This is a genomic window from Arthrobacter sp. Edens01 (assembly GCF_001307035.1).
In the GTDB taxonomy this organism is placed as follows: domain Bacteria; phylum Actinomycetota; class Actinomycetes; order Actinomycetales; family Micrococcaceae; genus Arthrobacter_B.
In genome coordinates this window covers 1,740,588-1,767,586 of record NZ_LKIU01000005.1, presented here as the reverse complement: position 1 = coordinate 1,767,586, position 26,999 = coordinate 1,740,588, and the positions used below count along the sequence as shown (strand labels likewise).

General features: G+C 65.8%; 28 protein-coding genes. 20 read left to right on the top strand and 8 right to left on the bottom strand.

The annotated features are described in order from the left end of the window. Position 1 precedes the first annotated feature (1 nt). The gene (locus AO716_RS14370; RefSeq protein WP_055241861.1) at positions 2-748 is read left to right on the top strand and encodes an SDR family oxidoreductase; all 747 of its coding nucleotides are present in this window, start codon (positions 2-4) and stop codon (positions 746-748) included. A 7-nt stretch (positions 749-755) separates the two neighbouring features. Here AO716_RS14370 and AO716_RS14365 read toward each other — a convergent pair whose 3' ends face one another. Beyond that, positions 756-1,898: an NAD(P)-binding domain-containing protein gene (locus tag AO716_RS14365; protein ID WP_055241860.1), complete on the bottom strand. Its 1,143-nt coding sequence runs from the start codon at positions 1,896-1,898 to the stop codon at positions 756-758. A gap of 90 nt (positions 1,899-1,988) precedes the next feature. Next, positions 1,989-2,171 carry a hypothetical protein gene (locus AO716_RS17760; protein ID WP_055241858.1) on the bottom strand — a complete coding sequence of 61 codons (183 nt, stop codon included), beginning with the start codon at positions 2,169-2,171 and terminating at the stop codon, positions 1,989-1,991. Here AO716_RS17760 and AO716_RS17755 point away from each other — a divergent pair. From AO716_RS17755 to AO716_RS14350, 3 genes are read left to right on the top strand one after another with little or no spacing between them, the layout of a single operon-like run. Next, positions 2,107-2,241, top strand: coding sequence for a glutaminase (locus AO716_RS17755; protein WP_235472115.1), 135 nt, complete (start codon positions 2,107-2,109; stop codon positions 2,239-2,241). The two genes, AO716_RS17760 and AO716_RS17755, sit on opposite strands and share 65 nt — an antisense overlap. Then, on the top strand, positions 2,202-2,867 hold the full coding sequence (locus AO716_RS14355; RefSeq protein ID WP_055241857.1) for a glutaminase: 666 nt from the start codon (positions 2,202-2,204) through the stop codon (positions 2,865-2,867). The genes AO716_RS17755 and AO716_RS14355 overlap by 40 nt, the downstream gene beginning before the upstream one ends. 30 nt (positions 2,868-2,897) lie before the next feature. Next, positions 2,898-3,665, top strand: a complete 768-nt coding sequence (locus AO716_RS14350) for a MerR family DNA-binding transcriptional regulator (RefSeq protein WP_055241855.1) — start codon at positions 2,898-2,900, stop codon at positions 3,663-3,665. Positions 3,666-3,696: 31 nt separating this feature from the next. On the opposite strand, the gene AO716_RS14345 is transcribed toward AO716_RS14350, so the two are convergent. Then, on the bottom strand, positions 3,697-4,326 hold the full coding sequence (locus AO716_RS14345) for a hypothetical protein (RefSeq protein ID WP_055241853.1): 630 nt from the start codon (positions 4,324-4,326) through the stop codon (positions 3,697-3,699). Between the two features lie 206 nt (positions 4,327-4,532). On the opposite strand from AO716_RS14345, the gene AO716_RS14340 reads away from it, so the two are divergent. Then, a complete protein-coding gene (locus AO716_RS14340) occupies positions 4,533-5,093 on the top strand; it encodes a hypothetical protein (protein WP_055241851.1) in 561 nt (186 codons plus the stop codon). Here AO716_RS14340 and AO716_RS14335 read toward each other — a convergent pair. Next, a complete protein-coding gene (locus AO716_RS14335) occupies positions 5,090-5,611 on the bottom strand; it encodes an alpha/beta fold hydrolase (protein WP_055241849.1) in 522 nt (173 codons plus the stop codon). The genes AO716_RS14340 and AO716_RS14335 overlap by 4 nt on opposite strands. 205 nt (positions 5,612-5,816) lie before the next feature. Between AO716_RS14335 and AO716_RS14330 the strand changes: the two genes are divergently transcribed. From AO716_RS14330 to AO716_RS14290, 10 genes are all read left to right on the top strand, one after another. Continuing rightward, complete coding sequence (locus AO716_RS14330) at positions 5,817-6,581, top strand: SDR family NAD(P)-dependent oxidoreductase (RefSeq protein WP_055241848.1); 765 nt, start codon at positions 5,817-5,819, stop codon at positions 6,579-6,581. A gap of 71 nt (positions 6,582-6,652) precedes the next feature. Next, positions 6,653-6,808, top strand: a complete 156-nt coding sequence (locus AO716_RS17105) for a TetR/AcrR family transcriptional regulator (protein ID WP_200907630.1) — start codon at positions 6,653-6,655, stop codon at positions 6,806-6,808. After that, positions 6,809-7,048 (top strand): hypothetical protein, encoded by a 240-nt coding sequence (locus AO716_RS17910; protein WP_414826587.1) that lies wholly within the window; start codon positions 6,809-6,811, stop codon positions 7,046-7,048. 72 nt (positions 7,049-7,120) lie between these two features. Next, complete coding sequence (locus AO716_RS14320; RefSeq protein ID WP_152969972.1) at positions 7,121-8,455, top strand: hypothetical protein; 1,335 nt, start codon at positions 7,121-7,123, stop codon at positions 8,453-8,455. A gap of 71 nt (positions 8,456-8,526) precedes the next feature. Beyond that, positions 8,527-9,603: a PQQ-dependent sugar dehydrogenase gene (locus tag AO716_RS14315; RefSeq protein WP_055241842.1), complete on the top strand. Its 1,077-nt coding sequence runs from the start codon at positions 8,527-8,529 to the stop codon at positions 9,601-9,603. A 95-nt stretch (positions 9,604-9,698) separates the two neighbouring features. After that, complete coding sequence (locus AO716_RS14310) at positions 9,699-11,186, top strand: FAD-dependent monooxygenase (RefSeq protein WP_055241840.1); 1,488 nt, start codon at positions 9,699-9,701, stop codon at positions 11,184-11,186. Between the two features lie 225 nt (positions 11,187-11,411). After that, positions 11,412-11,882 carry an FHA domain-containing protein gene (locus tag AO716_RS14305; protein WP_055241838.1) on the top strand — a complete coding sequence of 157 codons (471 nt, stop codon included), beginning with the start codon at positions 11,412-11,414 and terminating at the stop codon, positions 11,880-11,882. 12 nt (positions 11,883-11,894) lie between these two features. After that, positions 11,895-12,650 (top strand): MerR family transcriptional regulator, encoded by a 756-nt coding sequence (locus tag AO716_RS14300; RefSeq protein ID WP_055241836.1) that lies wholly within the window; start codon positions 11,895-11,897, stop codon positions 12,648-12,650. Positions 12,651-12,655: 5 nt separating this feature from the next. After that, the gene (locus tag AO716_RS14295) at positions 12,656-13,153 is read left to right on the top strand and encodes a bifunctional nuclease family protein (protein WP_055241835.1); all 498 of its coding nucleotides are present in this window, start codon (positions 12,656-12,658) and stop codon (positions 13,151-13,153) included. A 231-nt stretch (positions 13,154-13,384) separates the two neighbouring features. Then, the gene (locus tag AO716_RS14290) at positions 13,385-13,975 is read left to right on the top strand and encodes a MerR family transcriptional regulator (RefSeq protein ID WP_055241833.1); all 591 of its coding nucleotides are present in this window, start codon (positions 13,385-13,387) and stop codon (positions 13,973-13,975) included. A 78-nt stretch (positions 13,976-14,053) separates the two neighbouring features. Here AO716_RS14290 and AO716_RS14285 read toward each other — a convergent pair whose 3' ends face one another. Then, entirely contained in the window at positions 14,054-14,896 is an 843-nt protein-coding gene (locus tag AO716_RS14285; RefSeq protein WP_055241832.1) for a ParA family protein, read from the bottom strand. 246 nt (positions 14,897-15,142) lie between these two features. On the opposite strand from AO716_RS14285, the gene AO716_RS14280 reads away from it, so the two are divergent. Together AO716_RS14280 and AO716_RS14275 are read left to right on the top strand one after the other, a co-directional pair. Then, positions 15,143-18,544 carry a pyruvate carboxylase gene (locus tag AO716_RS14280; RefSeq protein WP_055241830.1) on the top strand — a complete coding sequence of 1,134 codons (3,402 nt, stop codon included), beginning with the start codon at positions 15,143-15,145 and terminating at the stop codon, positions 18,542-18,544. Between the two features lie 40 nt (positions 18,545-18,584). After that, positions 18,585-20,012: a mycothione reductase gene (locus tag AO716_RS14275; protein ID WP_055241828.1), complete on the top strand. Its 1,428-nt coding sequence runs from the start codon at positions 18,585-18,587 to the stop codon at positions 20,010-20,012. Between the two features lie 84 nt (positions 20,013-20,096). Here AO716_RS14275 and AO716_RS14270 read toward each other — a convergent pair whose 3' ends face one another. Further along, complete coding sequence (locus AO716_RS14270; RefSeq protein WP_055241826.1) at positions 20,097-21,905, bottom strand: AMP-dependent synthetase/ligase; 1,809 nt, start codon at positions 21,903-21,905, stop codon at positions 20,097-20,099. Between the two features lie 140 nt (positions 21,906-22,045). Between AO716_RS14270 and AO716_RS14265 the strand changes: the two genes are divergently transcribed. Further along, positions 22,046-23,116, top strand: a complete 1,071-nt coding sequence (locus AO716_RS14265; protein WP_082413573.1) for an ROK family glucokinase — start codon at positions 22,046-22,048, stop codon at positions 23,114-23,116. Between the two features lie 13 nt (positions 23,117-23,129). On the opposite strand, the gene AO716_RS14260 is transcribed toward AO716_RS14265, so the two are convergent. After that, positions 23,130-23,669: a hypothetical protein gene (locus tag AO716_RS14260; RefSeq protein WP_055241822.1), complete on the bottom strand. Its 540-nt coding sequence runs from the start codon at positions 23,667-23,669 to the stop codon at positions 23,130-23,132. Continuing rightward, positions 23,666-24,430, bottom strand: a complete 765-nt coding sequence (locus AO716_RS14255; protein ID WP_055241820.1) for an alpha/beta hydrolase — start codon at positions 24,428-24,430, stop codon at positions 23,666-23,668. Before AO716_RS14255 ends, AO716_RS14260 begins: the two co-directional genes overlap by 4 nt. Positions 24,431-24,597: 167 nt before the next feature. Between AO716_RS14255 and AO716_RS14250 the strand changes: the two genes are divergently transcribed. Both AO716_RS14250 and AO716_RS14245 read left to right on the top strand, forming a co-directional pair. Continuing rightward, positions 24,598-25,521, top strand: coding sequence for a lysophospholipid acyltransferase family protein (locus tag AO716_RS14250; protein WP_055241818.1), 924 nt, complete (start codon positions 24,598-24,600; stop codon positions 25,519-25,521). 67 nt (positions 25,522-25,588) lie between these two features. Continuing rightward, complete coding sequence (locus AO716_RS14245; RefSeq protein WP_055241816.1) at positions 25,589-26,977, top strand: class II 3-deoxy-7-phosphoheptulonate synthase; 1,389 nt, start codon at positions 25,589-25,591, stop codon at positions 26,975-26,977. Positions 26,978-26,999: the final 22 nt, after the last annotated feature.

Sequence of the window (26,999 nt, the reverse complement as noted above, 5' to 3'; positions counted from 1 at the left end):
CATGTCGGAGAGCACTGCCGCGGCACCTCGGGTTGCCGTCGTCACCGGCGGATCAGGCGGAATGGGCCGGGCGATCGCCAAGCGTCTTTCAAACGACGGCTTCGCCCTGGCAGTGCACTACGCCGGGAACATGAACAAGGCCACGGAGGTCGTCAAGGAACTGACTGCTGCAGGCGGCCGGGCCATGGCGGTCGGCGGGGATGTGGCCGACGAAGTTGCCATGACCCGGCTCTTTGATGAGGTTGAGGCCGCTTTCGGCGGAATCGACGTCGTTATCAACACCGCCGGAGTGATGGTCCTTTCCACAGTGGTAGACCTGGACCTCGATGAACTGGACCGGATGCACCGCACAAACATCCGAGGCAGCTTTGTGGTCTCCCAGCTCGCTGCGCAGCGGCTTCGGAGAGGCGGGGCACTGGTGAACGTCTCGTCCAGCCAGACCCGCCTGCAGGATCCCACCTACGCGCCGTATGCTGCCAGCAAGGCTGCCGTGGAGGCTCTGACTCCGGTCCTGGCACGGGAACTGAGGGGAAGGGACATCACCGTCAACGCGATTGCGCCCGGACCCACGGCCACCCCGCTGTTCCTGGACGGGAAGGATCAGGAAGCCATCAACCGTATGGCACAGCTCGCCCCGATGGAGCGCCTGGGCACCCCCGAAGACATTGCCGAGGTGGCTGCCTTCCTGGCCGGACCCTCGCGCTGGATCAACGGACAGGTCATTTATCCCAACGGCGGACTCGCCTGAGGCTTCCTCAGCCCCGCACGGGCGCCACATCGAAATGCTCGGCCAGTGCCCGGACAGCCTCCCGCCCGGCACGGTTTGCGCCAACGGTCGACTGTGAGGGTCCGAATCCGATCAGGTGTAAGCGCGGATCGGCGGCGGCAACAGTACCGTGAACCTCGATCCCGCCGCGTTCATTGCGCAGCTGGAACGGGTCCAGGTGGCTCAGCGACGGCTTGAACCCGGTGGCCCACAGAATCGCATCGACGCGGGTCAGCGAGCCGTCCGCTTCCCGTACCCCGTCCCGCACGATGCCAGTGAACATCGGCCGCCGCTGCAGGGCTCCGCGCTCCTTCGCAGCCAGGGCATAGGGCGTCCACAGCAGGTCCGTGTAGGAGACCACGCTGCCGGTGGGGTTTCCGGCTTCCACGTCCGCAGCCACCCGGGACACTACGTCCTTCCCTGCCTCTGCATCGAAAGGTCCGTCCCGGAAAACGGGTTCGCGCCGGGTGTACCAAAAGACATCTGCCACCCGGGAAATCTCTTCAAGCTGCTGGATGGCGGAGATTCCGCCTCCCACTACAGCGACCCGCTGGCCGGCGAACTCGTCCAGCGAGGAGTAGTCCCGGGTATGAAGCTGGCGCCCGGCGAAGCTCGCCCGCCCCGGGTGGGCAGGCAGCGTCGGGTTGTCCCAGGTTCCGGTGGCGTTGATGACAGCACGCGTGGCCCAGGTTCCGGCGTCGGATTGGATGAGGAGATCGCCTTCGGGATCATCGTCTGCGGGATACACCGAATGCACCTTGACGGGACGGAGGATCGGAAGCTGCATACGGTCCTCGAACGCTGCGAAGTACTCGGGCACTGCTATCCGGGCCGGTGTCCCGGGTTCGGGTGGAGTCTGCCGGAATCCGGGAAGGTCGAAGATGCCGTTGACTGTCGCCATGGTCAGCGACTCCCAGCGGTGCTGCCAGGCGCCGCCGGGCGCCGCCCCGGCGTCGAGCATCACGAAGCTTCGCTCGGCATCGCCGCCGGTCAAGGCGCTGGCGAAGCCGCGCCGGTTCAGGTGGTAGCCGGCGGAAAGTCCTGCCTGGCCTGCACCGATGACGACGACGCCGGCTCGGCGGACCGGGTGGTCCCGCGCATCGGTGCCGTGCTGCGGCGAAGCGGTAAGCATCCTGGGGCCTCCTGGGCTATGAGTATCACTGCGTAAATGCCTGGATGCATGGGTTCATTCCCTTCGTGGGGCTGCCGGCTTCGGCAGCTGTCAGCGTGCCGGCATTCCTAAATGGGTGCGCAGTGCCGCAGCAGCGTCCTCCAGATTGGCGAGCTGCTCAGGTGTAAATGCATCGATGAAGATTTCTTTGATTGCAGCAAGTAACGAGATCTCGCTGGAAGACGAAACCGGGCGGCCTCGGAATCCGATGATCAACGCCGGAGCGATCACCACTCACTCGCTCCTGGGCGCAGAGCACCAGGTGTGCGCGTTGTACATGCCCCGGTGGTGCGGCAGGTGCTGAGCGTCATGGCCACCTGCGGAATGTACGACGCCGCAGGGGACTGGGCAACCCAGGTCGGCATTCCTGCCAAGAGCGGTGTGGCCGGAGGGATGATCGGTGCCCTGCCAGGCCAGGTTGGCATCGCTACGTTTTCGCCGCGCCTGGATGCGCACGGGAACAGCGTGCGGGGAGTGTCGCTTTTTGAACGGTTCTCCTCGGACATGGGCCTGCACGTGATGGAGGTCCCGCCCGCCGCACGGGCAGTGGTGCGGTCAAGCCACGTTCTCGGGGAGGGAACCTCCGCTGTCCGTGTTCTCCAGGCGCAGGGCGGGATCCGCTTCGCCGGTGCTGAGCGAATTGTCCGCGGGTTTGTGGGTGGTGATATTGCCGAGAGCAGGGTGGTACTGGATTTCGCGCTGGTCTATTCGATCGATGACGTGGCACGTCGTATGCTGCTGGAACTCGCGCGCCGGCTCATGCTGGAAGGCCGCGGGGTCTATTTTGTGGACCCGGAATTGATCGTGCCGGATCCCGACCGCGGCGACGGAAGCCTGGTTCCCGTCATTGCGGATGCCGGGCAGCTCCTCAAGGGGCTGGTGCGTAACCAGGAGAACGACCGGAACGGGATGTTCGCCGTGGACCCGTAGACTCTGCCGGGACGTGGAAAGGAGCACTGGATGCCGTGGAGCACACGTGAACTTGCTGACCTGGCCGGGACAACCGTGAACACCGTCCGTCACTATCACCGTTTGGGCCTGCTGGAGGAACCTGTCCGCCGCTACAACGGTTACAAGCAGTACGAGGTGCGGCACCTGGTGAGCCTGCTGCGCATCCGGCGGCTCGCGGTTCTGGGCATCCCGCTGTCACAGATGCACAGCGTCACGGCCGGAGCCCCGGGAACGCCGGAGGTTCTGCGCGACGTGGATGCCGAACTCCAGCTGCGCATCCAGTCCCTGCAGGAGGCTCGGGCACACATAGCAGAGATCATCCGGCATCAGGCTCCGGCAGACGTGCCTGCGGGCTTCGAATCCGTCGCCTCAAGGCTCTCGGAGAATGACCGGTCGATCGTCCACCTCATGACCCGGTTCTACGACGATGACGCGCTGGCAGATATCCGTGAAATGACCGCGGATGAGACGGACGATACCGGTCCGGACATTGACAACCTGCCCGCCGATGCCGATGAGCAGACCCGGCAGGAACTGGCCGAGAGGGTCGCAGCAACCATCGTGAAACACCTCATCAAGTATCCCTGGCTGAGCAATCCTGCGGCCCATATGCCCAAGGGGAGCGAGGTTAGCACCCAGACTTTCGGAGATGCACTGGTCCACCTGTACAACGACGCTCAGCTGGACGTGTTGTTCCGCGCGAACACGATCGCGGAGGAGCAGCTGAGTGCTATGGGGGTGCAAAGCCAGGAGGAAATCAGCAGGAAGCCTGGCTGAACTCCGGGTACGCCCTGCGGGTTGGGCAGCATTAGTCGCCCCCGCTGAACAGGCCACCGTCAAGCAGCCAGTTATAGCGCAGCCGCAGAGCCCGCTCTGTGCTGGCTGCCAGGCCGGCCAGCAGAAGCGACGTGTTCGCCCATGCCGGGAGCAGAATCGGACTGGCGAACGTGCCGATGTTCTCCGCCAGCGGCGGAAATTCGGTGACCGACTGCAGAAGCTGCGGCACGCCGAGCGCAAGGCTCACGAGGAGCACCAGTGCGGATGCCGCCCCTATAAGCCGGCTCAGCCCCGGCCGGGTCCGGTCGAGGTGTGCGCGCAGTCCTTCAGCGGAGGAAGCATCGGGCACCAGCGGCTGCACGGCGCCGTCGTGGGTTACGTAGTCAGCCTGCCTGAGCCCGTAGGTGCTTACCGCAATACGGATGGTCCCTACCGGAAGAGGGAACAGGACGGGAGGCTTCAAGCGTGCCATGTGCAGGCCGTCCCGGTAGAAATGCGCGTACACCTCGCCGTCGGTGTCGCCGCCGTGCCGGACGTCTACAGACCACGTCTGGCGCGCGCCGTCCGGGCCGCGGAGGTACAGATGCAGCAGTGAGCGGGAAAACGCCTCCCACCATCGGAACGGCTGCAGTGCGGGGGTGCTGGCTGGTTTGAGTTCCATGTCCGGCCCTTTCAAACCGTGTCCGCCCCGGATGGGCGGTACGTCGTTCGAACCATCGGACACTATGTTCCCGGAACAGGGTCAAGGGGCCCTCTGGTGGGTGAAGGCACGGTTCCTGAGGGGGTTGACCGCGTGCCGGGAACATAGTTTCTACTGGCGTCTACCCGAGGGACACGCCCTCTCTAAGGAGACTAGGAACCAGTTCGATGAACCCCACCCAGGAACTCGTCTACAACTTTCAGGAGCTTCTAGGCCAGGTGCCTGAGCTCCTTCAGCCCTTCATCCTGATGCTCGCTGCCGCTGTTCCGTTCCTGGAGAGCGAGGCGGGTGCAGTGATCGGCGTCGTCGGCGGGCTGAACCCCGTCCTCGCGGCCGTCGCGGCCGCCATCGGCAACTTTGCCAGCGTGGCGCTGGTGGTGTTTGTTACCTCCCGGGCACGGACCGCTGTCACCACCCGGGTGGACGCCCGGGCGGAGGCAGCAGCGGCCGCGGCAGGCGGCACGTCGACGCTGGTTGCGGCCCCTACCGCTAAGCCGGAGTCGAAGGGGCGCATCCGCTTCAAGCGCTGGCTTGTCCGCTTCGGTGTCCCTGGAGCAAGCATCCTGGGCCCGCTGGCCATCCCGACCCAGTTCACCGCGTCGATCCTCGTGGCAGGAGGCACCTCCCGCCGCTGGGTCCTGCTTTGGCAGGGCGTGGCAATCATTATCTGGACCACCATCTCGACGGTTCTCATCTGGAGTGCGCTCACGTTCGTCGTCGGGGTCTAGGAGCCCAGGGCAGCCACGTCGCCCGCCACTGCGTTCATCCGCTCCTGGAACTGGTGCCCGCCGGTCTCATGCCGGCGGATCACCGCGCCGGGAAGCAGCGCTTGGAACCGGGCGAGGTGGTCGAAGGGCACTGTGTCGTCATCGAGGCAGTGATGCAGGAACACCGGCAGGCCCGGCGGCAGCGTGAAGCCCGCTGGCAGGGCATACTCTCCCTGCCAGCCTTCCGACCCCCAGAACGGGGTTGCGAGCAGAACCATCCCCCGGGGCAGCGGCTCCGGGGGCGCGGCCGCCAGGCGGAGCAGTGCCATGGAAGAGCCGAAGGAGTGGCCCACGATTACCGTCTCCGTCCCCAGCGGTTCCATGGCCTCGTCAATCCCGGCCAGCCAGGCCCCGGCAGTCATTTCATCCTCAGAAAAGCGGGGCATCACCACCGGGACCCGGAGCCGGGAGCGCAGTTCCCCGGCAATCGGTTGGTCGTCCGCCCACCCGCCTGCTCCGTGCAGAAAGAGAACCTCCACGGCACACCACCTGCTTCCTGTTGATCTCCTTCCACTGTCCCGCAGCTGCGGGGCCGCCAACAGGGGCACGCCAAAGTGCCGCCCGTTCGGCTGCGCGCAGCGGAACGGGCGGGGCGCGTGCTGACGGCGGGAGCCGGCGCTGCTAGCGTTCAGTAACCGGCCGGAGAACTCCGGCCGGTTCGCCCTGCACGGACAGGAGCCCGGAATGCCGGCAGACCAGCTGAACGTCATCATCCACGGCGCCGGGGGAGCGATTGGAGGGGCCGTGGCAGCGGAGTTCGCACGTCACGGTGCGAGCCTCTTCCTTGCCGGCCACAATGAAGGCCCGGTAAACGCCACCGCGGACAAGGTCCGTGCCCTGGGAGGGGAAGCACACACCAGCCGGGTGGACGCGTACAACCGGGTGGAGGTAGACGCGTATACCAACGCGGTGGCAGATACTGCGGGACGGATCGACGTCATGTTCAACGCCGTGGAGATCCCGAGGGTCCAGGGTGTCCCGCTGCTGGAAATGGACGCGGACGACGTCGTCGCTCCCGCCGCCGCCTGGCTGCGCACCCAGTTCCTCACCGCACGGTCGGCGGCCGGATACATGGTGCCGCAGGGCGGTGGAACTATCCTGATGCTCTCTGCGTCGCCGGCCAGGCTGGCCCTCGCCGGCGTCGGCGGGTTTTCTGCCGCCTGTGCCGCCGTCGAGGCGCTCACCCGCACCTTCGCCGCCGAGACCGGGGCGGCAGGCGTGCGGACTGTATGCCTGCGTCCGCACCGGATCCGCGAGACGATCGGCAACACTGCGGACCTTCCCATGGAGCTGGAGGAGTTCACCCGGTTTCTTGAATCGCTCACTACCAGCGGCACGCTCCCGACGCTCGGTGACGTCGCGCGTTCCGCGGTCTTCCTGGCCAGCGGCGGGGCTGCCAGCATGAACGGCACGGTGCTGAACCTCACCGGCGGCATGAGCCCTGACTAAGGTCGCCCGCTCTGCCCGCTGCCATGGTGGGACAGCTGTTCCTGTGATGTCCGCGTCACCACTCCTTCAGAGTGTTCATAACTTCTCGGGGACCGGGGGTTCCCATGGAGGACATAGCCCGCGCCGCCGGAGTAGCCGTGGGTACGCTGTATCGGCATTTCCCCACGAAGGCGGATCTCGTTGCCGCCACGCTCGAGCAGCACATCGCTTCAATTGCGGAACAGTAAATCCTGAAAGAAGCGGCGAGATCCCTGGGCGCCTACAGTACGGAAAGCGACGCGATGGTGCGGATGGATGGGGCTTTGCGCCGGCTTCTGCAGCAAGGGGCGGGTTCCGGCGATCTTCGGCCGGACGTGGAGCCGGCGGATATCTATCTGTTGATGTCAACAATGCCCGCGGATGAGCCGGATGAATCCCGTCGCCGGTGGGCCGAGATTATCAGCCGGGGACTTCTCAGAACGGCCTAGGGCGCCAGCTCCGGGTCAACGCGGTCCCCGTCACAATTCAATACTTTGGACGGTGTCCACCATTATGGGCAAGTGATGAATACAGACCTGATCCCTGCGGCCGGCACAGGCGCCGTCGAACCTGCTCCCCGGCGCCGCGCGCGCATTCGAACCTACGTGGCGCTTTTCGCCGGCGTGCTCATCGCCAATGCGGCACTCTTCGGCTGGGGCCTGGCCGCCGGCTGGTGGCACCCGCACGCCTCCAGCCTGCAGGTGATCGCCGCGATTTCCCAGGTCAACATCCTCTTCTCAATCCTGCCGAGGCAGCACTGGATGGTGAACCTGCTGTCCTTCCTGGCCACCAGGGCGCCTACGTCCTGGCCGCTCCGGCTGCGCTGGCGGCTGGCCCAGTACTACCACGTGGGCGGCCTGCACGTGGGCGGTGCCATCGCGGGAACCCTCTGGTACGTGGTTTACGTGTCCGAGCTGGCGCCGGCCTGGGCCGACGGGGAGGCAGGGTACGACGACGCATCCCTGGCTATCGCGGTGACGGTCTGTCTGGTGCTGCTCACCATTTGTGCCCTCGCCGCACCCGGTTTCCGCACCCGCCATCATGACGTCTTTGAGGCCTCGCACCGGTTCGGCACCTGGACCGTCCTGATCCTGAGCTGGGCGAACACACTGATCCTCGCCCATCTGCAGACCCCGGAACGCACTTTTGGCGAGGCACTGCTGGCTTCCCCGATTTTTTGGATGCTGGTGGTCTCCACCGGGCTTGCGCTCTGGCCCTGGCTGCTCCTGCGGAAGGTGCCCATCACCACCGAGCGCCCCTCGAACCACACCATCATTGTCCGGCTGGACCACGGGTTTGTACCGCCGGTCGGCACCACCCGGGCAATCAGCCGCCACCCGCTGCTGGGCTGGCACCCCTTCGCCTGCATTCCGGCGGCCGCGGGGGACAGCGGCTACCGGATGGTCATTTCCCGCGCGGGCGGCTGGACCAGCGAGTTCATCGAAAACCCGCCGCCGCACGTCTGGGTCCGCGGCATTCCGACCGTCGGCGTCGCCAACGCCAAGCGCCTCTTCAACCGCGTGCTCTACATCGCCACCGGCAGCGGGATCGGCCCGGCACTGGGCCATCTGCTCACGGATACCCAGGGAGCCCGGCTGGTCTGGGTCACCAAGACCCCGCGTGCCACCTACGGCGACGGCCTGGTCAGCGAGGTGGAGAAGGCCCAGCCGGAGGCCGTCATCTGGAACACCAGCGAGCAGGGCAAACCGGACGTTTTCGAGCTCTCCTACGAGGCGTTCAAGGCATCCGGAGCCGACGCCGTCATCATCGTCTCCAACAAGGCCGTTACCGGGCGTGTGGTCAGCGAATTCGAACGCCGGGGCATCCCCGCCTTCGGACCCATCTGGGATTCGTGACGCCTGCAGGCATGGAGGAGCCGGGCATGAACTGGTAATTTCGGCTCACACGACCCGAGGAGTGCACCGCCATGCCCAACGCCAGGTGCCCAGGAACAAAGCGGCGGCTGTCGGCGATTGCCGCCGCGGCCGTGCTGGCCCTCGCCGCCTGCAGTGCAGGGAACAGCCGGGCACCGGGGCCGGAGGTGTCCACGGCGGCGCTCTCCGAGCCCGAGACTATAAGCACCGGGCTCCAGTCGCCGTGGTCCATCGCGTTCCTGGACAGCACCGCGCTGGTTAGCGAACGGGACTCGGGCCGGATCCTGGAGCTCGACGGCGCGGGGAACCAGCGCGAAGCAGGCCTGATCAACGCGCAGGGACGCGGAGAGGGCGGCCTGCTGGGGATCGCCGTTCAGGACGGTTACCTCTACAGCTTCCTCACCGCCGGAGACGAAAACCGGATCGAACGCCGTGAACTGCGCGGAGCGCCGGGATCCCTCAGCCTCGGAGAACCGCAGCCGGTGCTCTCCGGCATCCCGGCCGGCCCGGTCCACAACGGCGGGCGCATCGCCTTTGGCCCGGACGGGATGCTGTACGCCACTGCAGGCGACGCCGGGGACCGGGACAGTGCGCAGGATACGCAGTCGCTCTCCGGAAAGATCCTGCGGCTAATGCCCGACGGCGGTGTCCCCGGGGACAATCCTTTTCCCGGTTCCCCGGTGTTCAGCTACGGACACCGCAACCCCCAGGGCCTGGCCTGGGACGGTGAGGGCAGGTTATACGCCAGTGAGTTCGGCCAGAACACGTGGGATGAACTGAACATCATTGAAGCGGGAGGCAACTACGGGTGGCCCGAGGCCGAGGGCATGGCCGACGGGGACGGCTTCATCGATCCCGTGCAGCAGTGGGACCCGGCCCATGCCAGCCCCAGCGGCATCGCGGTCCTGGGAGACTCGGTCTTCGCAGCGAATCTCCGTGGCGAACGGCTGAGGGAGATTCCGCTGGCTGACACGGCCTCCGCCGTCGAGCACCTGCCCGGCTACGGACGGCTCCGCGACGCCGTGGCAGCTCCGGACGGAAGCCTGTGGGTCCTGACGAACAACACCGACGGACGCGGGAGCCCCGGACCGGACGACGACCGGATCCTGCGGATCGTTCTGGACCGCTGACCGCCAGACGGCCCGGTTCCCCTCAACATCCGCCGTCCCGGGGCGTACGCTTTTTGGCGCAGCCAATCGCCGCACGGATAAAGGGGGGGACTTCAGTGCCCGAAGTAATCGTTGCCGGTGCCGGGCCAACGGGCATCTTCCTGGCCGCTGAACTTCGCCTGCACGGCGTGGATGTGGAGGTGCTGGACAGGGAGCGCGAGCCCAATCCCGTTGTGCGCTCCCTTGGGCTGCACGCCCGCAGCATCGAGATTATGGACCAGCGCGGACTGGCCGGCCAATTCACCGCCGCAGGAATCCGGCACCCGCTCGACGGGTTCTTCGCGGGCATCATCCGCCCGGCTCCGGACCTGGATTCGACCCATCCCTACGTGCTGGGCATCCCGCAGACCGAGACCGAGCGCCTGCTCACCGCCCGCGCCGTCGAACTCGGTGTTGCCATCCGCCGAGGCTGCGAAGTCACCACCATCAGCCAGGACGCCTCCGGCGTTACGGTCACCCTCGCGGACGGCTCCGCCTTGCGCTGCCGCTACCTGGTGGGGTGCGACGGCGGGCACAGTACCGTCCGGCGCCTCATCGGCGTTGGTTTCCCCGGCGAGCCGAGCAGGCGGGAGTTCCTGCTGGGCGAGGTGGAGCTGAGTGCGCCGCTGGAGGAAGTGGCCGGTGTCGTTGCCAGGGTACGGGAAACCCATCGGGACTTTGGGGCCGGCCCGGTCAGCGGGGGCGGGTACCGCGTGGTGGTTCCGGCGGCGGGCGTGGCGGAGGACCGGGCAGTGCCGCCAAGCCTCGATGAACTCAAAGAGCAGCTGCGGCAGTACTCCGGAACTGACTTCGGAGCGCACAGTCCGCGGTGGATCTCCCGGTTCGGGGACGCAACGCGCCTGGCAGAGAGCTACCGGGCGGGCAGGGTGTTCCTCGCAGGGGATGCCGCCCACGTTCACCCTCCCTTTGCCGGACAGGGACTGAATCTCGGGCTGCAGGATGCACTGAACCTGGGCTGGAAACTCGCCGCCGCCGTGAACGGATGGGCACCGGAAGAGCTGCTGGACACCTACTTCACCGAACGGCATCCGGTGGCAGCAGATGTCCTCAACACCACCAGGGTGCAGTCCGAGCTGGTATCCACGGACCCGGGTCCGCAGGCGCTGCGCAGACTGCTGACGGAACTGATGGAGTACGACGTCGTGAACCGGCACCTGATCGGCAAGATCACCGGCCTGGACATCCGCTACGACCTCGGACCGGGTCCGGCCCAGCTGGGCAGGCGGCAGCGCGACGTGCAGGTGGGGACGAAGCGGCTTTACGACTACATGCACACCGGGCGGGGAATCCTGCTGGACCGAACCGGGAGGCTGCTGCCGGAGGGCTGGCAAGACAGAGTGGACCACATCGTTGATTCCCGCGCCGGCCCAGCAGCCCCTTCTCTGCTGCTGCGCCCAGACGGGCACATCGTCTGGGTGGGAGAAGATCAGGAGGAGGACGGCAGCCTTTCCGCAGGCAGCGAGGCGGACCTGGTAGAAGCACTGACGACCTGGTTTGGGCCGCCCAGCCTGCCCAGCATCGCCCAGCTGGCCCAGCTGGACTGAGATGCAAAGTCCCGGGAAGGCGCGGGTCCTCCCACGTCAGCACGTCATTTGGCGTCTTGCGGACACCTGGGAAGCGGGAAGCGCAGGGGTGTGCGAATCTGCTGTGCCGCAGACGCCCCATAACAGGTAGGCTAAGACAGCCGGTAAGGCACGAACGGTAAGCGAGTGGAAACAGGCCAGCCGCCGCAACGGCGGGATGGCCGGTTCTTTTTGGGGAGGAAACACATGGCGGGCGAGGACTTCAACGCCGCACGAGCGGATGATCAGCGTGGCTTCAGTGCGGAGGACACGACGTCGATCAGCCTTCCGCCTATCACCGATGCCACATCGATTGAGCCCAAGCTCAGCACCGACGAGCGGGCCGCCGTCGCCGCACTGCCGTCCGGCTCGGCCCTGCTCATCGCACATACCGGACCAAACGCCGGAGCCCGGTTCCTGCTGGACCAGGATGTGACTACTGCCGGACGCCATCCCAATGCCGACGTTTTCCTGGACGACGTCACGGTCTCGCGCAAGCACGTGGAGTTCCGCCGTACGCCCGAAGGATTCCGGGTGGTGGATGCCATGAGCCTGAACGGGACCTACGTCAACAATGACCGCGTGGACAACCTGCTGCTGCGCACCGGCAACGAAGTTCAGATTGGCAAGTTCCGGCTCACCTTCTACGCTGCACGCCCGGCCGCCGGCACGGCCTAAAGGCGGACGCGGATGCCAGGACCAGAGGCTGCGCGGCGCGCCCTCGGCTCAGCGGCCGAGCGCGCGCGCCCGCGCGTACTCAACATCGGGCAGGTCCTTGCCGACCTGAGCGCTGAATTTCCCGGAATCAGCGCGTCGAAAATCCGGTTCCTGGAGGAAAAAGGGCTTGTTTCGCCGCAGCGCACGCCGGCCGGCTACCGGAAATACACGTCCCAGGATGTAGAGCGTCTCCGTTTTGTCCTGGCATTGCAGCGGGACCAGTACCTGCCGCTCAAAGTCATCAAGGACTACCTCGACGCCGTTGACAGGGGAGAGCGGCCCGAATCCCTTCCCGGCGGCATCACCCTGGCTCCGCGCGCTGTGTCCGAACAGCTGGCGGAGGAACTCGCGGCGCGTACCCGGGCACGGCTGCTTTCTTTCAGTGAGCTGGTCGCGGAGTCCGGTGCGTCCGTGGAGCTGGTCCGCAGCCTGATCAGCTTCGGCCTTATCACCGCCCCCGACCAGCAGTATGATGAACACGCCCTGAAGGTCGCCAAAGCCTGCCGACAGCTGGAAGCCCACGGCATAGAACCACGGCACCTGCGGCCGTTCCGGGCCGCGGCGGACCGTGAAATCGGACTGGTGGAACGCGTGGTTGCCCCCGTTGCCTCCAGACGGGACGTCGCGTCGCAGGCACGGGCCGCAGAGACGGCGCGGGAGATCAGCGATCTCTGCCTCAGCCTGCACAGTGCCCTGGTCCACGGACAAATAGCCCGGATGGAGAGCTGAAGCGAATGCAGGAAGTCGAAGTTGTAGGCGTCCGGATCGAACTGCCTTCCAATCAGCCCCTTGTCCTCCTCAAGGAGGTTGAGGGGGAGCGGCACCTGCCCATCTGGATCGGAGCCCCCGAGGCCAGCGCCATCGCCTTTGTGCAGCAGGGAATCGTTCCCCCGCGCCCGATGACCCATGACCTCATGGTCAGCGTGATCAAGGCCCTGGGCCGCCGCGTTACAGAAGTCCGGCTGGTGTCCGTGGAGGACACGGTCTTCCACGCCGAACTGGTGTTCGACGACGGCGCACGGGTTGGTTCGCGGGCATCGGACGCGATCGCAGTGGCACTGCGTGCCGGCTGCCCGATTATGTGCGCAGATGCTGTCCTCGAAGATGCCGGAGTCCGGATCACCGAATCCGATGACGAGGAAGACGAAGACGAAACCGAGAACGCGGAGCAGGAACTGAGGCAGTTCCGGGAGTTCCTGGCGGACGTTGAACCCGAGGACTTTGAGCGCTGACGGTTTTCGACACGCTTCAAAAAAACCGGCGGCATCTTTGACCTTGCCTGCGCGCGGATCTAACGTCGAAGCATAGAGTTCCCATTGCGCCAATGGGCTACCGGAGACACACTAGTGAGAACGCTGGCATCCCTGCCGGCAGGAACAGGTCCAGCCAAAGGCTGACAGTCCCACTCCACTTCGGTAGCCGTGCGGCTACAGACTTCGCGGGGACCGTTACTAGGAGGAACAGTGAGTCCGAAAGGCGATGCCGGCGAACACCGCGCCGTAGCCCCCGGCAAGGTACTGCCGGCAAGTGCCCAGGGACTGCTGTTCACCGAAGACCTGCCGGTCCTGGATGAAGACGCAGGATACCGGGGCCCCACCGCCTGCAAGGCTGCAGGCATCACCTACCGCCAGCTGGACTACTGGGCCCGTACCGGCCTGGTTGAGCCCGCCGTCCGCGGTGCCTCCGGCTCAGGCACACAGCGCCTCTACAGCTTCCGGGACATCCTGGTCCTGAAGGTCGTCAAGCGCCTGCTGGACACTGGGGTTTCGCTCCAGCAGATCCGCACAGCAGTGGAGCACCTGCGGGAACGCGGTGTGGAGGACCTCGCCCAGATCACCCTGATGAGCGACGGCGCCAGCGTGTACGAGTGCACTTCCGCAGACGAAGTGATTGACCTTGTCCAGGGCGGACAGGGAGTCTTCGGCATCGCCGTCGGCCGTGTCTGGCGCGAAGTGGAAGGCAGCCTGGCCCAGCTTCCCAGTGAGCACGCTGACGATCACTCCTACCCGGAAGACGAGCTGAGCCGCCGCCGCGCAGCACGCAAGATCAGCTAGGTCCTGCCGGAACTTAGCCCCAAACCAAAAACAAAAGGCCGCTTCCCTCAGGGGAGCGGCCTTTTGCTGTGCGGCTTCTTAGCCTGCAGGGCGGCGCATCACGCGGTTGCGGACGCTTCCGGTCTGTACAAGGTTCTTCAGCAGGGCATCGAAGGTTGCTGCGGCCTGCTTCGCGGAATCACCGGGCCAGTGGTGCACGGAATGGGCAGCGCCCTGGATTTGCTGCCAGTTGGCGTGCTCGGCGATGTTGGGCTCCATCAGCAGCTCACCGAACATCTGTTTCATTTCGGCCAGGCGGAACGTGTGTTCGTTCGATGTGGGACGCACACGGTTGGCAACGATGCCGGCGGGGGCCAGGTTCGGTGCGAACTCCTGCCGGAAGAGGTCCAGTGCACGCATGGTGCGCTCGGTGCCGGCTACCGAGAAAAGCCCGGGTTCCGCGACGAGCACCACCCGGTTACTGGCGGTCCAGGCCATGCGGGTCAGTCCGTTCAGCGAAGGCGGGCAGTCAATCAGGACCAGTCCGTAGCCTTCTACCCGGCCCAGGAGGGTGGACAGACGCTTCAGGTCCCGTTTGCCGAGATCGGGCCGGTCATAGATCCCCGAATAGGCAGATCCCATGGCGACGTCGAGCACAGGCTGGCGCTTGGGGTCACTCCCGGGCTGCTTAAGGGCGGTTTCCACCCAGCCGCTGGGCATGACGTTGGCCTTCAAATCGGCCCTGCGGGCATTGCGCAGCATTTCGCCGATGCCCAGGTTGTTCCCGGGGGAGACCGCCAGGCCGGTGGTCGCATCGGCATGAGGATCGAGGTCCACGACCAGGGTAGGGATGCCGGCAGCCAGAGCGGCTGATGCCAGGCCCAGCGTCACGGAGGTCTTGCCGACGCCGCCCTTCAGGCTGCTGATGCTCACTACTTGCACTTGTTGAACCAAAACCTAACGTGTCGAGGGATCACGGGCGCCGGGTCCGTGCCAGGGAACCGTAATCATTCTATGTGACGCTACCCGACAGGCCCGTTAGGCGCGGGTTTGCACATCCTGGCCCTGCATTGAACTATGTTCGTGTGTGATGTGTCATACCCGGTTACCGTAGGCCGGACCCGTGCAGAGACTGAACGGTGATGCCCGACGGCCCGACTCCAACCAACGCAATGATGCAGGAGTGCAATGTTCTCGAAGATCCTGGTAGCCAACCGCGGCGAAATTGCCATCCGAGCCTTCCGTGCGGCCTATGAACTTGGCGCCAAGACAGTCGCCGTCTTCCCGCATGAGGACCGCAACTCCATCCACCGGCAGAAGGCCGACGAGGCTTACCTGATCGGCAGCGAAGGCCACCCCGTGAGGGCTTATCTGGATGTGGAGGAAATTATCCGCGTGGCCAGGGAAGCCGGCTGCGACGCGATCTACCCGGGCTACGGATTCCTCTCCGAGAACCCACAGCTGGCCAGGGCAGCGAAGGCCGCCGGGATCACCTTCATCGGACCGGACGCTGACATCCTGGAGCTGGCCGGGCACAAGGTCCACGCACTGAACGCGGCCAGGGAAGCCGGAATCCCCGTGCTGCGCTCGACCGCTCCCAGCGCCGACCCCGAAACCCTCCTGGCAGAAGCGGAGGAGATCGGGTTCCCCATCTTCGTCAAGGCCGTCGCCGGCGGCGGCGGCCGCGGCATGCGCCGGGTAGATACAGCCCACGACCTGCCCGAAGCGCTGAAGGCCGCCATGCGCGAAGCTGACTCCGCTTTCGGCGACCCCACGGTGTTCCTGGAGCAGGCCGTGCTCCGGCCGCGGCACATTGAGGTGCAGATCCTGGCCGACAACGAGGGCAATGTTATCCACCTGTTCGAGCGCGACTGCTCCCTGCAGCGCAGGCACCAGAAGGTCATCGAAATAGCCCCGGCACCGAACCTGGATGAGAACATCCGCCAGGCCCTCTACCGGGATGCCGTCACCTTCGCCAAGTCACTGAAGTACGTCAATGCCGGAACCGTTGAGTTCCTGGTGGACACCGTGGGTGAACGGGCCGGACAGCACGTGTTCATCGAAATGAACCCGCGCATCCAGGTTGAGCACACCGTCACCGAAGAAATCACGGACGTGGATCTGGTCCAGTCCCAGATGCGCATTGCTGCGGGGGAGAACCTCGCGGACCTGGGCCTGGTGCAGGAAGACCTGCAGATCCGCGGCGCGGCCCTGCAGTGCCGCATCACCACCGAAGACCCGGCCAACGGCTTCCGGCCCGATGTCGGCAAGATCAGCGCCTACCGGTCTGCCGGCGGAGCCGGGGTCCGGCTGGACGGCGGGACCGTGTACGCCGGTGCGGACATCAGTCCGCACTTTGACTCCATGCTGGTCAAGCTCACGTGCCGCGGCCGCAACTACCCGGCAGCCGTTGCCCGCGCCCGCCGGGCACTGGCCGAGTTCCGCATCCGCGGAGTCTCCAGCAACATCTCCTTCCTGCAGGCCGTCCTGGAGGACCCGGATTTCGTTGCCGGCGACGTCGCCACCTCCTTTATCGAAGAGCGGCCGGAGCTGCTCAATGCCCGCGGGCCCGCTGACCGGGGAACCAAGCTGCTGAACTGGCTCGCCGACGTCACCGTCCACAAGCCGAACGGTGAGCTGCCCGCCCAGATCGATCCCCGCGAGAAGCTGCCAACTGAGCTTCCCGACCCCAAGCCCGGATCCCGCCAGCGCCTCCTGGAACTCGGTCCGGAGAAGTTTGCCGCAGAACTGCGCGCCCAGCAGGCACTGGCCGTCACGGACACCACGTTCCGCGACGCTCACCAGTCCCTGCTGGCCACCCGTGTCCGCACCCGCGACCTCGTGGGAGCTGCCCCCGCCGTCGCGGCCCTCACCCCGGAGCTGCTGTCCGTTGAAGCCTGGGGCGGCGCCACCTACGACGTCGCACTCCGCTTCCTCGGGGAGGATCCATGGGAGCGGCTGGACGCCCTGCGCCAGGCACTGCCGAATATCTGCATCCAGATGCTGCTCCGCGGCCGCAACACGGTGGGCTACACGCCGTACCCGACCGAGGTCACGGACGCCTTCGTCGAGGAAGCAGCGGCGTCGGGCGTTGACATCTTCCGGATCTTCGACGCGCTGAACGACGTCAGCCAGATGGCTCCTGCTATCGAAGCGGTCCGGCGGACCGGTACGGCCGTCGCCGAAGTCGCGCTGTGCTACACGGCAGACATGCTCGATCCGCAGGAGAAGCTGTACACGCTGGACTACTACCTGGACCTGGCACAGAAAATTGTCGATGCCGGGGCGCACATCCTGGCTATCAAGGACATGGCCGGACTGCTCCGCCCGGCCGCTGCTGCCAAGCTGGTTGCCGCACTGAGGGAACGTTTCGACCTGCCCGTCCACCTGCACACCCATGACACAGCCGGCGGCCAGCTTGCCACGCTGCTCGCCGCCGCGGAAGCAGGGGTCGACGCCGTGGACGTGGCCAGCGCGACGCTGGCCGGCACCACCAGCCAGCCCTCGGCGTCGTCCCTCGTAGCGGCACTGGCACACACCGAACGTGACACGGGCCTGGATCTGGCCGCCGTCAGCTCGCTGGAACCGTACTGGGAAGCCGTCCGCCGTGTCTATGCCCCCTTCGAGTCGGGGCTGGCCGGGCCCACCGGACGCGTGTACCGGCATGAGATCCCCGGAGGCCAGCTCTCGAACCTCCGCCAGCAGGCAATTGCCCTGGGTCTTGGCGAACGCTTCGAAGCCATTGAAGACATGTACACGGCCGCGGACAGGATCCTGGGACGCCTGGTCAAGGTCACACCGTCCTCCAAAGTGGTCGGGGACCTGGCGCTGCAGCTGGTCGGCAGCAACGTGGCGCCGTCGGACTTTGAAGAGAACCCGCAGAACTACGACATCCCGGATTCAGTGATCGGGTTCCTCAGCGGCGAGCTTGGCGACCCGCCCGGAGGCTGGCCGGAACCGTTCCGCACCAAGGCGCTGCAGGGCCGCAAGCCCAAGGCACGCCACGTGGAGCTGACCGACATCGACGAGCAGGGACTGGCCGGAGACTCCACCACGCGGCGCGAGACCCTGAACCGGCTGCTCTTCGCCGGGCCGGCCCGTGAATTCGCGACCACCCGGGAGGCTTACGGCGACCTCTCCGTCCTGGACACCCGGGACTACCTCTTTGGCCTGCGTCCCGGCGTGGAACACGTTGTAGAACTTGAAAAGGGCGTCCGGCTCATCGCAACGCTCGAGGCGGTCTCCGAGCCCGACGAAAAGGGCATGCGGACGGTGATGACCACCCTCAACGGACAGATGCGTCCCGTAATGGTCCGGGACCGCAGTGTCACTACGGACGCGAAGGTTGCCGAACGTGCAGATCCGGCCCAGCCGGGCCATGTGGCCGCGCCGTTCGCGGGAGCTGTCACCCTTACGGTCGAGGAAGGCGCCCAGGTAGCAGCCGGTGAAACGGTCGCCACCATTGAGGCGATGAAGATGGAGGCCTCGATCACCGCACCCGTTGCAGGCAAGGTCAAGCGGCTCGCAGTCAGCGGGGTGCAGCAGGTGGACGGCGGTGACCTGCTGGTGGTCATAGAGCCCAGCGCATAATTCAGCCGGGTGCCGGAGCCTGCGCCGATAGACTGGAAGCGTGACTCATTACGATCTCGCCATCATCGGCTCGGGCTCCGGCAATTCCCTCATCACCCCGGATTGGGACAACCGGAAGGTCGCCGTCATCGACGGCGGAACCTTCGGGGGCACCTGCCTGAACGTCGGGTGTATTCCCACCAAGATGTTCGTTTACCCGGCCCAGCTTGCCGCCTCCGCACAGGAGGCCGGGCGGCTGGGAGTGGACCAGCACGTGGAGAAGGTCCGCTGGCGTGAAATCCGCGACCGGATCTTTGGCCGCATCGACGCCATCTCAGAAGGTGGGCGGCGCTACCGTGCAGAGGAACTCGAAAACGTCACGCTCTACAGCGAATACGTCCGTTTCACTTCGCCCCACCGCCTGGAGACAGCCTCCGGCCAGGAAATCACCGCTGACCAGATAGTGGTTGCGGCAGGTTCCCGCCCGGTGCTGCCGGATATCCCGGGCATGGACCTGCCGCAGGTCCACACCTCGGATACCGTCATGCGCGTGGATGACCTGCCGGACCGTGTGCTGATCCTGGGCGGCGGCTACATTGCAGCCGAATTCGGGTTTGTTTTCTCCGCTTTTGGGTCCCGGGTCACCATGGCCGTCCGCTCCGGCGCCCTGCTCCGCGCCCAGGACGAAACCGTGTCCGAACGCTTCACGGCAGCAGCTGCCGCTCAGTGGGACGTCCGCCTGCACACGCAGGCCGAGTCCCTGCAGGAAAACCCCGACGGTTCCGTCCGCGCCGTCCTGAACGGTCCGGACGGCCGGACGGACCTCGACGTCGACCTTGTCCTGGTGGCCACCGGCAGGGTTCCGAACACGGACCGGCTGGACCCTGCAGCGGCAGGCCTGGACGTTGAACCGGACGGCAGGCTCGCCGTGGACGAGTACCAGCGGGTCCTTAGCGGCGGAAAACCCGTACCCGGGCTCTGGGCACTGGGAGACGTGAGCGGCGCCGACCAGCTCAAGCACGTGGCAAACCTTGAGGCCCGGACCGTGGCCCACAACCTCGTCCACCCCGAGGACCTGCAGGCGTCCTCCCACCGCTTTGTTCCCGCCGCCGTATTCAGCCACCCCCAGATTGCCTCCGTTGGCCTCACCGAAGCCCAGGCACGCGACTACGCCCTGGCCAACGGGCTGGACCTGGTCATGGCGGTGCAGGAATACGGCTCGACGGCGTATGGCTGGGCCATGGAGGACAGCACCGGATTCGTGAAGCTGCTCGCTGACCGCACCACCGGCAAGCTGCTGGGCGCCCACATCATGGGCCACGAGGCGTCCATGCTGATCCAGCCGCTCATCCAGGCCATGGCTTTCGGGCTGGACGCCGCCACGATGGCGCGGGGCCAGTACTGGATCCACCCGGCCCTGACAGAAGTAGTGGAGAACGCGCTGCTCTCGCTGGGCACCGATCCCCAGGACACGGAGCTCCGTCCCTGACGCTGTAAGCCAAAAAGAGGCGGGAGCCCCGGAACGAATCCGGGGCTCCCGCCTCTTTTGTGTGCCCGTTGCCGGCCGCGCAGGCTAGACGCGCTGGCCGGAATAGATCTCCTCGACCACGTCGGAGAAGTCCTTGAGCACCTGGGCCCGCTTGATCTTCAGCGACGGCGTGAGGTGGCCGCTGGACTCGGTGAAGTCAGTGGTGACTACGCGGAACACCTTGATCTGCTCGGCCTGGGACACTGCCTTGTTGGCCCGGTCAACGAGGGCCTGGAGCTCGTCCTGCAGCTGCTGGGACTGCGCCGCTTCAGCAACCGTGGTGGTTGCCGGCATGCCGTGCCGCTCCAGCCAGCCGGGCAGTGCTTCCTCGTCAACGGTGATCAGTGCCGCGATGAACGGGCGCTGGTCGCCGACCACCACGCACTGGGACACAATCGCATCGGCCCGGATCGAATCTTCCAGCATGGCGGGGATGACGTTCTTGCCGCTGGCTGTGACGATGATTTCCTTCTTGCGGCCGGTGATCTTCAGGAAGCCGTCGGAATCAAGCTGGCCAATATCTCCGGTGCGGAACCAGCCGTCGGCGAAATTGTCCTCCGTGAGGTCGGGGCGCTTGAAGTAGCCCTTCATGACGCTGATGCCCTTGGTGAGGATTTCTCCGTCGTCGGCGATCTTGACGGCGTTTCCCGGCAGCGGTGCACCGACTGTGCCGATCTTGATCAGCTGGGGAGTGTTCACGCTGATGGGGGCCGTGGTTTCGGTCAGGCCGTAGCCTTCCAGAACCATAACGCCGATGCCATGGAAGAAGTGTCCCAGGCGGTCCCCGAGCGGGGCTCCGCCGGAGATGGCGTACTGTACCCGGCCGCCCATGGCGGTGCGGATCTTGGAGTAGAGCAGCTTGTCGAACAGCGCATGGCGCAGCTTCAGGCCCAGCGGCACCTTGCCCGCTTCATTGGCCTTGGACCATTCGATGGCCGTCTTGGCGCCGGCATGGAAGATCTTGCCCTTGCCGCCGTCCTCGGCCTTCAGCATGGAGGAGTTGTAGACCTTCTCGAAGACTCGGGGGACCACCAGCAGGAAGGTGGGCTTATAGCTCTGCAGGTCAGGGAGCAGGTTCTTGACGTCCGGGGTGTGTGCCACGGTGGAACCCGCCGCAACAGCCAGCACCGAGATGAACCGCGCGAAGACGTGTGCCAGGGGCAGGAACATGATGGTCTGGGCACCCTCCTTGGCAACTTCAGGCAGCGCAGCGGTCGAGTTGCGGGAAAGGTTCACGAAGTTGCCGTGGGTGAGCTCGCAGCCCTTGGGCTTCCCCGTTGTGCCGGAGGTGTAGATGATGGTGGCGGTGTCTGCCAGGGTCGCAGCTGACCGGCGTGACTCCAGCTCCTCGTCCGTGACGGATGCACCGGCTTCGCGCAGCTGGTCCAGCCCGCCGCCGTCCATCTGCCAGACGTTCTTCACTGAGGAGAGATCTGCGTCGGCTCCTGCCTGGCGGACCACGTTCTCATGCCGGGCTGCCTCGACGATTATGCCGGCTGCCTCGGAATCGCCAAGGATCCAGGCAACCTGTGCGGGGGAGGAGGTTTCGTAGACGGGAACGGAGACTGCACCTGCGAACCAGATCGCAAAGTCCACCAGCGTCCACTCGTAGCGTGTGCGTGCCATGATTCCCACGCGGTCGCCCTGCCCGATTCCGCTGGCGATCAGGCCCTTGGCAATGCGGGAAACATCGGCGAGGAACTCCGTGGCACTGATGTTGGTCCAGTTCTCACCCGTCGAACGCACGGCGAAAAGCGCCGGATTGGACGGCTTGGCTGCCTGTTCCAGAAGCAGGTCCGTAGTGTTCGTCTCCGGTGAGGATTCCACTAGGACTGGAACGCTGTATTCGCGCACGATAGCTCCTTTGATATCTGTTTGGACGGCGGGTTGCCCCTTAGCCTATAACCTAGATCACATTTTATACTGGCCGGTAACTTTCGAATCCATAACGCTTGCGTGTGCGGGGGTTGCCCTTTGCCTAGAATGGGTCTTTGATGCCTCCCCTGAACCCAGCTCCTGTTCCCCCCGCTCCTGCTGCCCGCTGGCCGCGCCGTCCGGCCGACCCGCTTCGGCCGCGGCGAAGCGCACGGCTGGCTTCTCCCATGCGGCGCCGGGGGCTGGCCATCGGGATTGACATTGGCGGAACCAAGGTGGCGGCCGGGCTGGTGGATGCCAGCGGCCGGGTGCTGGAAGTCCTCCGGCGGTCTACCCCCGGGCAGGACCCCCGCGAGGTTGAAAAGGTCATCGTGGAACTGGTCCGCGAGCTCTCCGCGCATAAACACGTGTGGTCCGTAGGGATCGGCGCAGCGGGATGGATGGACCTCACCGGCAGCACTGTTCTCTTCAGCCCGCATCTCGCCTGGCGGAATGAACCCCTCCAGGAGAACCTTGAGCGGCTGCTGCGGCGCCGGGTGTACCTGGCCAACGACGCCGACGGCGCAGCCTGGGCGGAATGGCGCTTCGGCGCCGGCAGGGGAGAGAGCCGGCTCGTCTGCATCACCCTGGGAACGGGAATAGGCGGCGCCATGATCATGGACGGCCGGCTGGAGCGCGGCCGCTTCGGCGTGGCCGGGGAGTTTGGGCACCAGATCATCATGCCGCAGGGACAGCGCTGCGAATGCGGCAACCGCGGCTGCTGGGAGCAATACGCTTCGGGTAACGCGCTGGGACGTGAAGCACGTGAACTCGCAGCCGCCAATTCTCCCGTGGCACAGGAACTTCTGCGCAGCGTGGACGGCAGGATCCCGGACATTACCGGTGCAGTGGTCACCCGCCTCGCCCTCGAAGGGGACCGCACCGCCGTCGAACTGGTAGGCGAAGTAGGGGAATGGCTGGGGCTGGGCCTGGCGAACCTTGCTGCGGCGCTCGACCCGGGCATGTTCGTGGTGGGCGGCGGCCTCAGCGACGCCGGGGAGCTGCTGCTTGAACCCGCAAGGCGTGCGTACGCCCGAAACCTCACCGGACGGGGTTTCCGTCCCGAGGCGCGGATTGAGAAAGCTGCGCTTGGACCGGAAGCCGGGCTGATCGGCGCCGCGGATCTTTCCCGGGTCGCTGCCCGGCGCTAGGGTCCCGCTGCGGCTAGACCGCAGCTCCGTCGTCGTCCGCATCCCTGGACTGAGGAAGCCGGAATAAAAGGTAGCCGGCGCACGTCACGAACACGGCGACGATGCCAAGGACCACCGGCATGGGCGCACCGCGCCAGAACATGGCGAAGAGCAGCAGCAGCAGCGGCCCGCCTGCGGCACCCAGCCAGGCGAGGATCACCAGCGGCTCACCGCTGCCCAGCGGCGGCGGTTCCTCCGGGATAAACGTTCCGTCGGTCTCGTCTTCCTCGGGTATGTAGTCCCGTGGGCCGGATGCCGGCTGCTGGCGGCCGCGGTGCAGGGGCTGGTTCTCGAAGATGGCACGGGTGCGTTCGGCGGGAGTGCGCGGCTCGGCGGCAGGAGGCGTGCCCGTGTCCGGCGCCGTCCGTGGAGCCTCTGCCTGTTTCCCCGGCTGGTCCGGGGCCGGCGGATGCTGCCGGGGATCAGTGTCCGGGGTCTCCTGCAGCCGCGCCACCAGGTCCAGCCAGGTGGCTTCATCGGTGGATTCGTTGCGCTCCGGTTCGCGGTCACTCATGCTGGGGCACCTGCACTCACCCTCTGGATGAATTCGTGGGAACGGTCAAAAATCAGCTGTGCGTCGTGGTCCATTGTTGCCACATGGTAGCTGTTGGCCAAGGGGATGACTTCCAGTTCGGAGGTTCCGATCCGCTCCCGGAGCACGTCCATGCTGGATTCGGGCACCACCGGGTCAACGGCGGAACGGAAAGCGATAACCGGGGCGTTCACCCGGGGCAGGAGCTCGGCCGTGTTCCTGAACAGCTTCAGCAGCTCCGCCACTGCACCCACCGGTGTCCGTGAATACGCGCCTTCGTCCTGGCCCGGCATCCGGATGCTGTTGCCGATTGCGGGAACAGAGGGCATCACGTACTTGAGCAGGTGGGCGTAGCGTGCCCTCGGGTCAGCCACAGTCAGGCCGGGGTTTACAACGGCTACCCCGGCAACCGGCTGCAGGGCAGCGAGGCGCAGGGCCAGGGCCCCGCCCATCGAAAGACCGGCGGCCACAACTCGTTCAGTGCGCCCCGAAAGCTCCCTGTAAGCGTCTTCATAACCCTCGTACCAGCGCTGCCACGGGGTGCGTGCAAGTTCCTTCCACGTGGTTCCGTGGCCCGGGAGCAGGGGCAGGCTCACCGCATATCCGGCGTCCGCCAGGTAGCGGGCCCAGCCCAGCATGCTCACGGTGGATCCGGTGAACCCATGGCTGAGCAGGACGCCGGTCGATGCGTTTGGGCCTTCGCCGGCGCTTGAAAACGGCGCAGGGCCCCCGGGGGAAGTCATGTCTCTATGGTTGCATTAGGCGAGTGATTTTCCACCCCGCCGGAAACAAAGTTGCCCGTGTCAGCCGCGGCTGAAATTCTACGGTGCCGCTGCGGCCCTTACAGTAGTACTAAGAGGAGCCAAACGGGTTCGTCATATTGTTTTGTCCGGACGGGAGAGCTGGCCGCGTGTTCTATTGGGTGATGAAGACGATTTTCATCGGACCGGTGGTGAACCTCCTGTTCAGGCCATGGGTCAAGGGCATGGACAACGTTCCTGCCACAGGGCCGGCGATCCTCGTCAGCAACCATCTCTCCTTCTCAGACTCCATCTTCCTGCCGCTGGCCGTTCCGCGCCCGGTGAGCTTCCTGGCGAAGTCCGAGTACTTCACCGGACGGGGCATCAAAGGCAAACTGACTGCGGCCTTCTTCCGGCTCACGAACCAGCTGCCCATCGACCGTTCCGGCGGTGCGGCCTCCGAGGCAGCGCTGCGTGCAGGGGTAAAGGTCCTTGAGGGCGGCAACCTCCTGGGGATTTATCCCGAAGGCACGCGCAGCCCGGACGGACGCCTGTACCGGGGCAAAACGGGCGTGGCAAAGATGGCACTGCAGACCGGGGTCCCGGTGATTCCCGTGGCCATGATCGGCACCGACAAGGTCCAGCCGATTGGACGCAGGATCCCGAATATCCGCAGGATCGGGATCATCGTCGGAGAACCCCTCGATTTCTCCCGCTACGCAGGCCTCGAAAACGACCGCTTCGTCCAGCGCTCCGTGACGGACGAAATCATGTACGAGCTCATGCGCCTCTCCGGGCAGGAGTACGTCGACGTGTATGCCAGCACGGTCAAGGACAAGATGGCAGCTGCCCGAAAGGCTTCCAAATCGGCCGAATCCCGCAGCGCCGCCGTTCGCCTGCCGCACGCCGAAACCCCCGAACCGGGAGTTGGCCCCGGGGTTGTCCGCCGGCCTTCCGCCAAGGAACCCGGGGAAGTCACCCTGATCGGCGGCCCGGTTCCCGCCGAGCCGGCCAGCCCCGCAGCTGAAGAGGACCCGCGCCAGCCAGGGGAGAACTCTTCGGACGGATCAGCCCAGAGCCCCCACAGCGCCTAGCCCGGCATACTGCGTAACAGGACACATCGGATCGCAGCCTTGCTCCGCCGCGAAGTAGGGTTAAGGAGTGAGCCAAAAACCTGCTGATCTCGATCCCAGTTTCCCGCCGTCCTCCGGAGCCGCCGTCTATCCCGGACTGGATAACTGGCGGTCGCTGCCGATTTCCCAGCAGCCCACCTGGCACGAGGATCCCGGGTATGCCGCGGCAGTCGCCGAACTCTCCATGGTGCCTCCGCTGGTGTTCGCCGGTGAGGTGGACATCCTGCGTGACCGTCTGGCCCAGGCAGCGCAGGGCAAGGCCTTCCTGCTGCAGGGCGGCGACTGCGCCGAGACCTTCGAGGCTGCTACGGCCGACAAGATCAGTGCGCGGGTCCGGACCATCCTCCAGATGTCAGTGGTGCTGACCTACGGTGCTTCCCTGCCCGTCATCAAGATGGGGCGGATGGCGGGCCAGTTCGCCAAGCCGCGGTCCTCCAACGAGGAAACCCGCGACGGCGTCACGCTCCCGGCGTACCGCGGGGACATGGTCAACGGATATGAATTCACTCCTGAATCCCGGCGGCATGACCCGGCCCGCATGGTCCGGGCCTACCACACCTCCGCTTCCACCCTGAACCTGATCCGCGCTTTTACCCAGGGCGGGTTTGCCGACCTCCGGCTGGTCCACCACTGGAACCGCGGCTTCACAGCAAACCCGGCACACTCCCGCTACGAGTCCCTGGCCCGGGACATCGACCGCGCCGTGCGCTTCATGGATGTGTGCGGGGCGGACTTTGAGGCACTCAAGCGCGTCGAGTTCTTTGCCAGCCACGAAGCACTCCTGCTGGACTACGAGCGTGCCCTGACCCGCATCGACTCACGGACGGGCTACCCCTACGACACCTCGGCCCATTTCCTCTGGATCGGTGAACGCACCAGGGACCTCGATTCCGCGCACGTGGATTTCCTGTCCCGGGTACGCAACCCGATTGGCGTAAAGCTCGGCCCGAACAGCACGGCCGAGGACGCACTGGCACTGATCGACAAGCTGGATCCGGAGCGCGAACCAGGACGCCTCACGTTCATCACCCGCATGGGCGCGAAGAATATCCGGGAGAAGCTTCCCGCGCTGGTGGAGAAAGTCACCGCTTCCGGCGCCCAGGTCCTCTGGGTCACCGACCCCATGCACGGCAACACTGTCACGTCCCCGAACGGTTACAAGACCCGTAACTTCGACGACGTCATGGACGAAGTCCGCGGATTCTTCGAAGTGCACAACGAACTGGGGACGTTCCCCGGCGGCCTGCATGTTGAGATGACCGGCGACGACGTCTCAGAGTGCCTGGGCGGAGCGGACCCCGTGGACCAGGAAGCCTTCGCAGACGGGTACGAATCGGTATGCGATCCGCGCCTGAACCACATGCAGTCCCTGGAGATGGCATTCCTTGTAGCCGGGGCCCTGGCGGAAAAGAACTAGCGTCGATTGGTCCGGGGCTTCG

Excerpts from the sequence above, each read along its gene's own strand:
- AO716_RS14370 (WP_055241861.1), top strand. The coding sequence starts at position 2 with ATGTCGGAGAGCACTGCCGCGGCACCTCGGGTTGCCGTCGTCACCGGC.
- AO716_RS14365 (WP_055241860.1), bottom strand. The coding sequence starts at position 1,898 with ATGCTTACCGCTTCGCCGCAGCACGGCACCGATGCGCGGGACCACCCG.
- AO716_RS14350 (WP_055241855.1), top strand. The coding sequence starts at position 2,898 with ATGCCGTGGAGCACACGTGAACTTGCTGACCTGGCCGGGACAACCGTG.
- AO716_RS14345 (WP_055241853.1), bottom strand. The coding sequence starts at position 4,326 with ATGGAACTCAAACCAGCCAGCACCCCCGCACTGCAGCCGTTCCGATGG.
- AO716_RS14340 (WP_055241851.1), top strand. The coding sequence starts at position 4,533 with ATGAACCCCACCCAGGAACTCGTCTACAACTTTCAGGAGCTTCTAGGC.
- AO716_RS14330 (WP_055241848.1), top strand. The coding sequence starts at position 5,817 with ATGCCGGCAGACCAGCTGAACGTCATCATCCACGGCGCCGGGGGAGCG.
- AO716_RS14315 (WP_055241842.1), top strand. The coding sequence starts at position 8,527 with ATGCCCAACGCCAGGTGCCCAGGAACAAAGCGGCGGCTGTCGGCGATT.
- AO716_RS14305 (WP_055241838.1), top strand. The coding sequence starts at position 11,412 with ATGGCGGGCGAGGACTTCAACGCCGCACGAGCGGATGATCAGCGTGGC.
- AO716_RS14300 (WP_055241836.1), top strand. The coding sequence starts at position 11,895 with ATGCCAGGACCAGAGGCTGCGCGGCGCGCCCTCGGCTCAGCGGCCGAG.
- AO716_RS14295 (WP_055241835.1), top strand. The coding sequence starts at position 12,656 with ATGCAGGAAGTCGAAGTTGTAGGCGTCCGGATCGAACTGCCTTCCAAT.
- AO716_RS14280 (WP_055241830.1), top strand. The coding sequence starts at position 15,143 with ATGTTCTCGAAGATCCTGGTAGCCAACCGCGGCGAAATTGCCATCCGA.
- AO716_RS14265 (WP_082413573.1), top strand. The coding sequence starts at position 22,046 with ATGCCTCCCCTGAACCCAGCTCCTGTTCCCCCCGCTCCTGCTGCCCGC.
- AO716_RS14260 (WP_055241822.1), bottom strand. The coding sequence starts at position 23,669 with ATGAGTGACCGCGAACCGGAGCGCAACGAATCCACCGATGAAGCCACC.
- AO716_RS14255 (WP_055241820.1), bottom strand. The coding sequence starts at position 24,430 with ATGACTTCCCCCGGGGGCCCTGCGCCGTTTTCAAGCGCCGGCGAAGGC.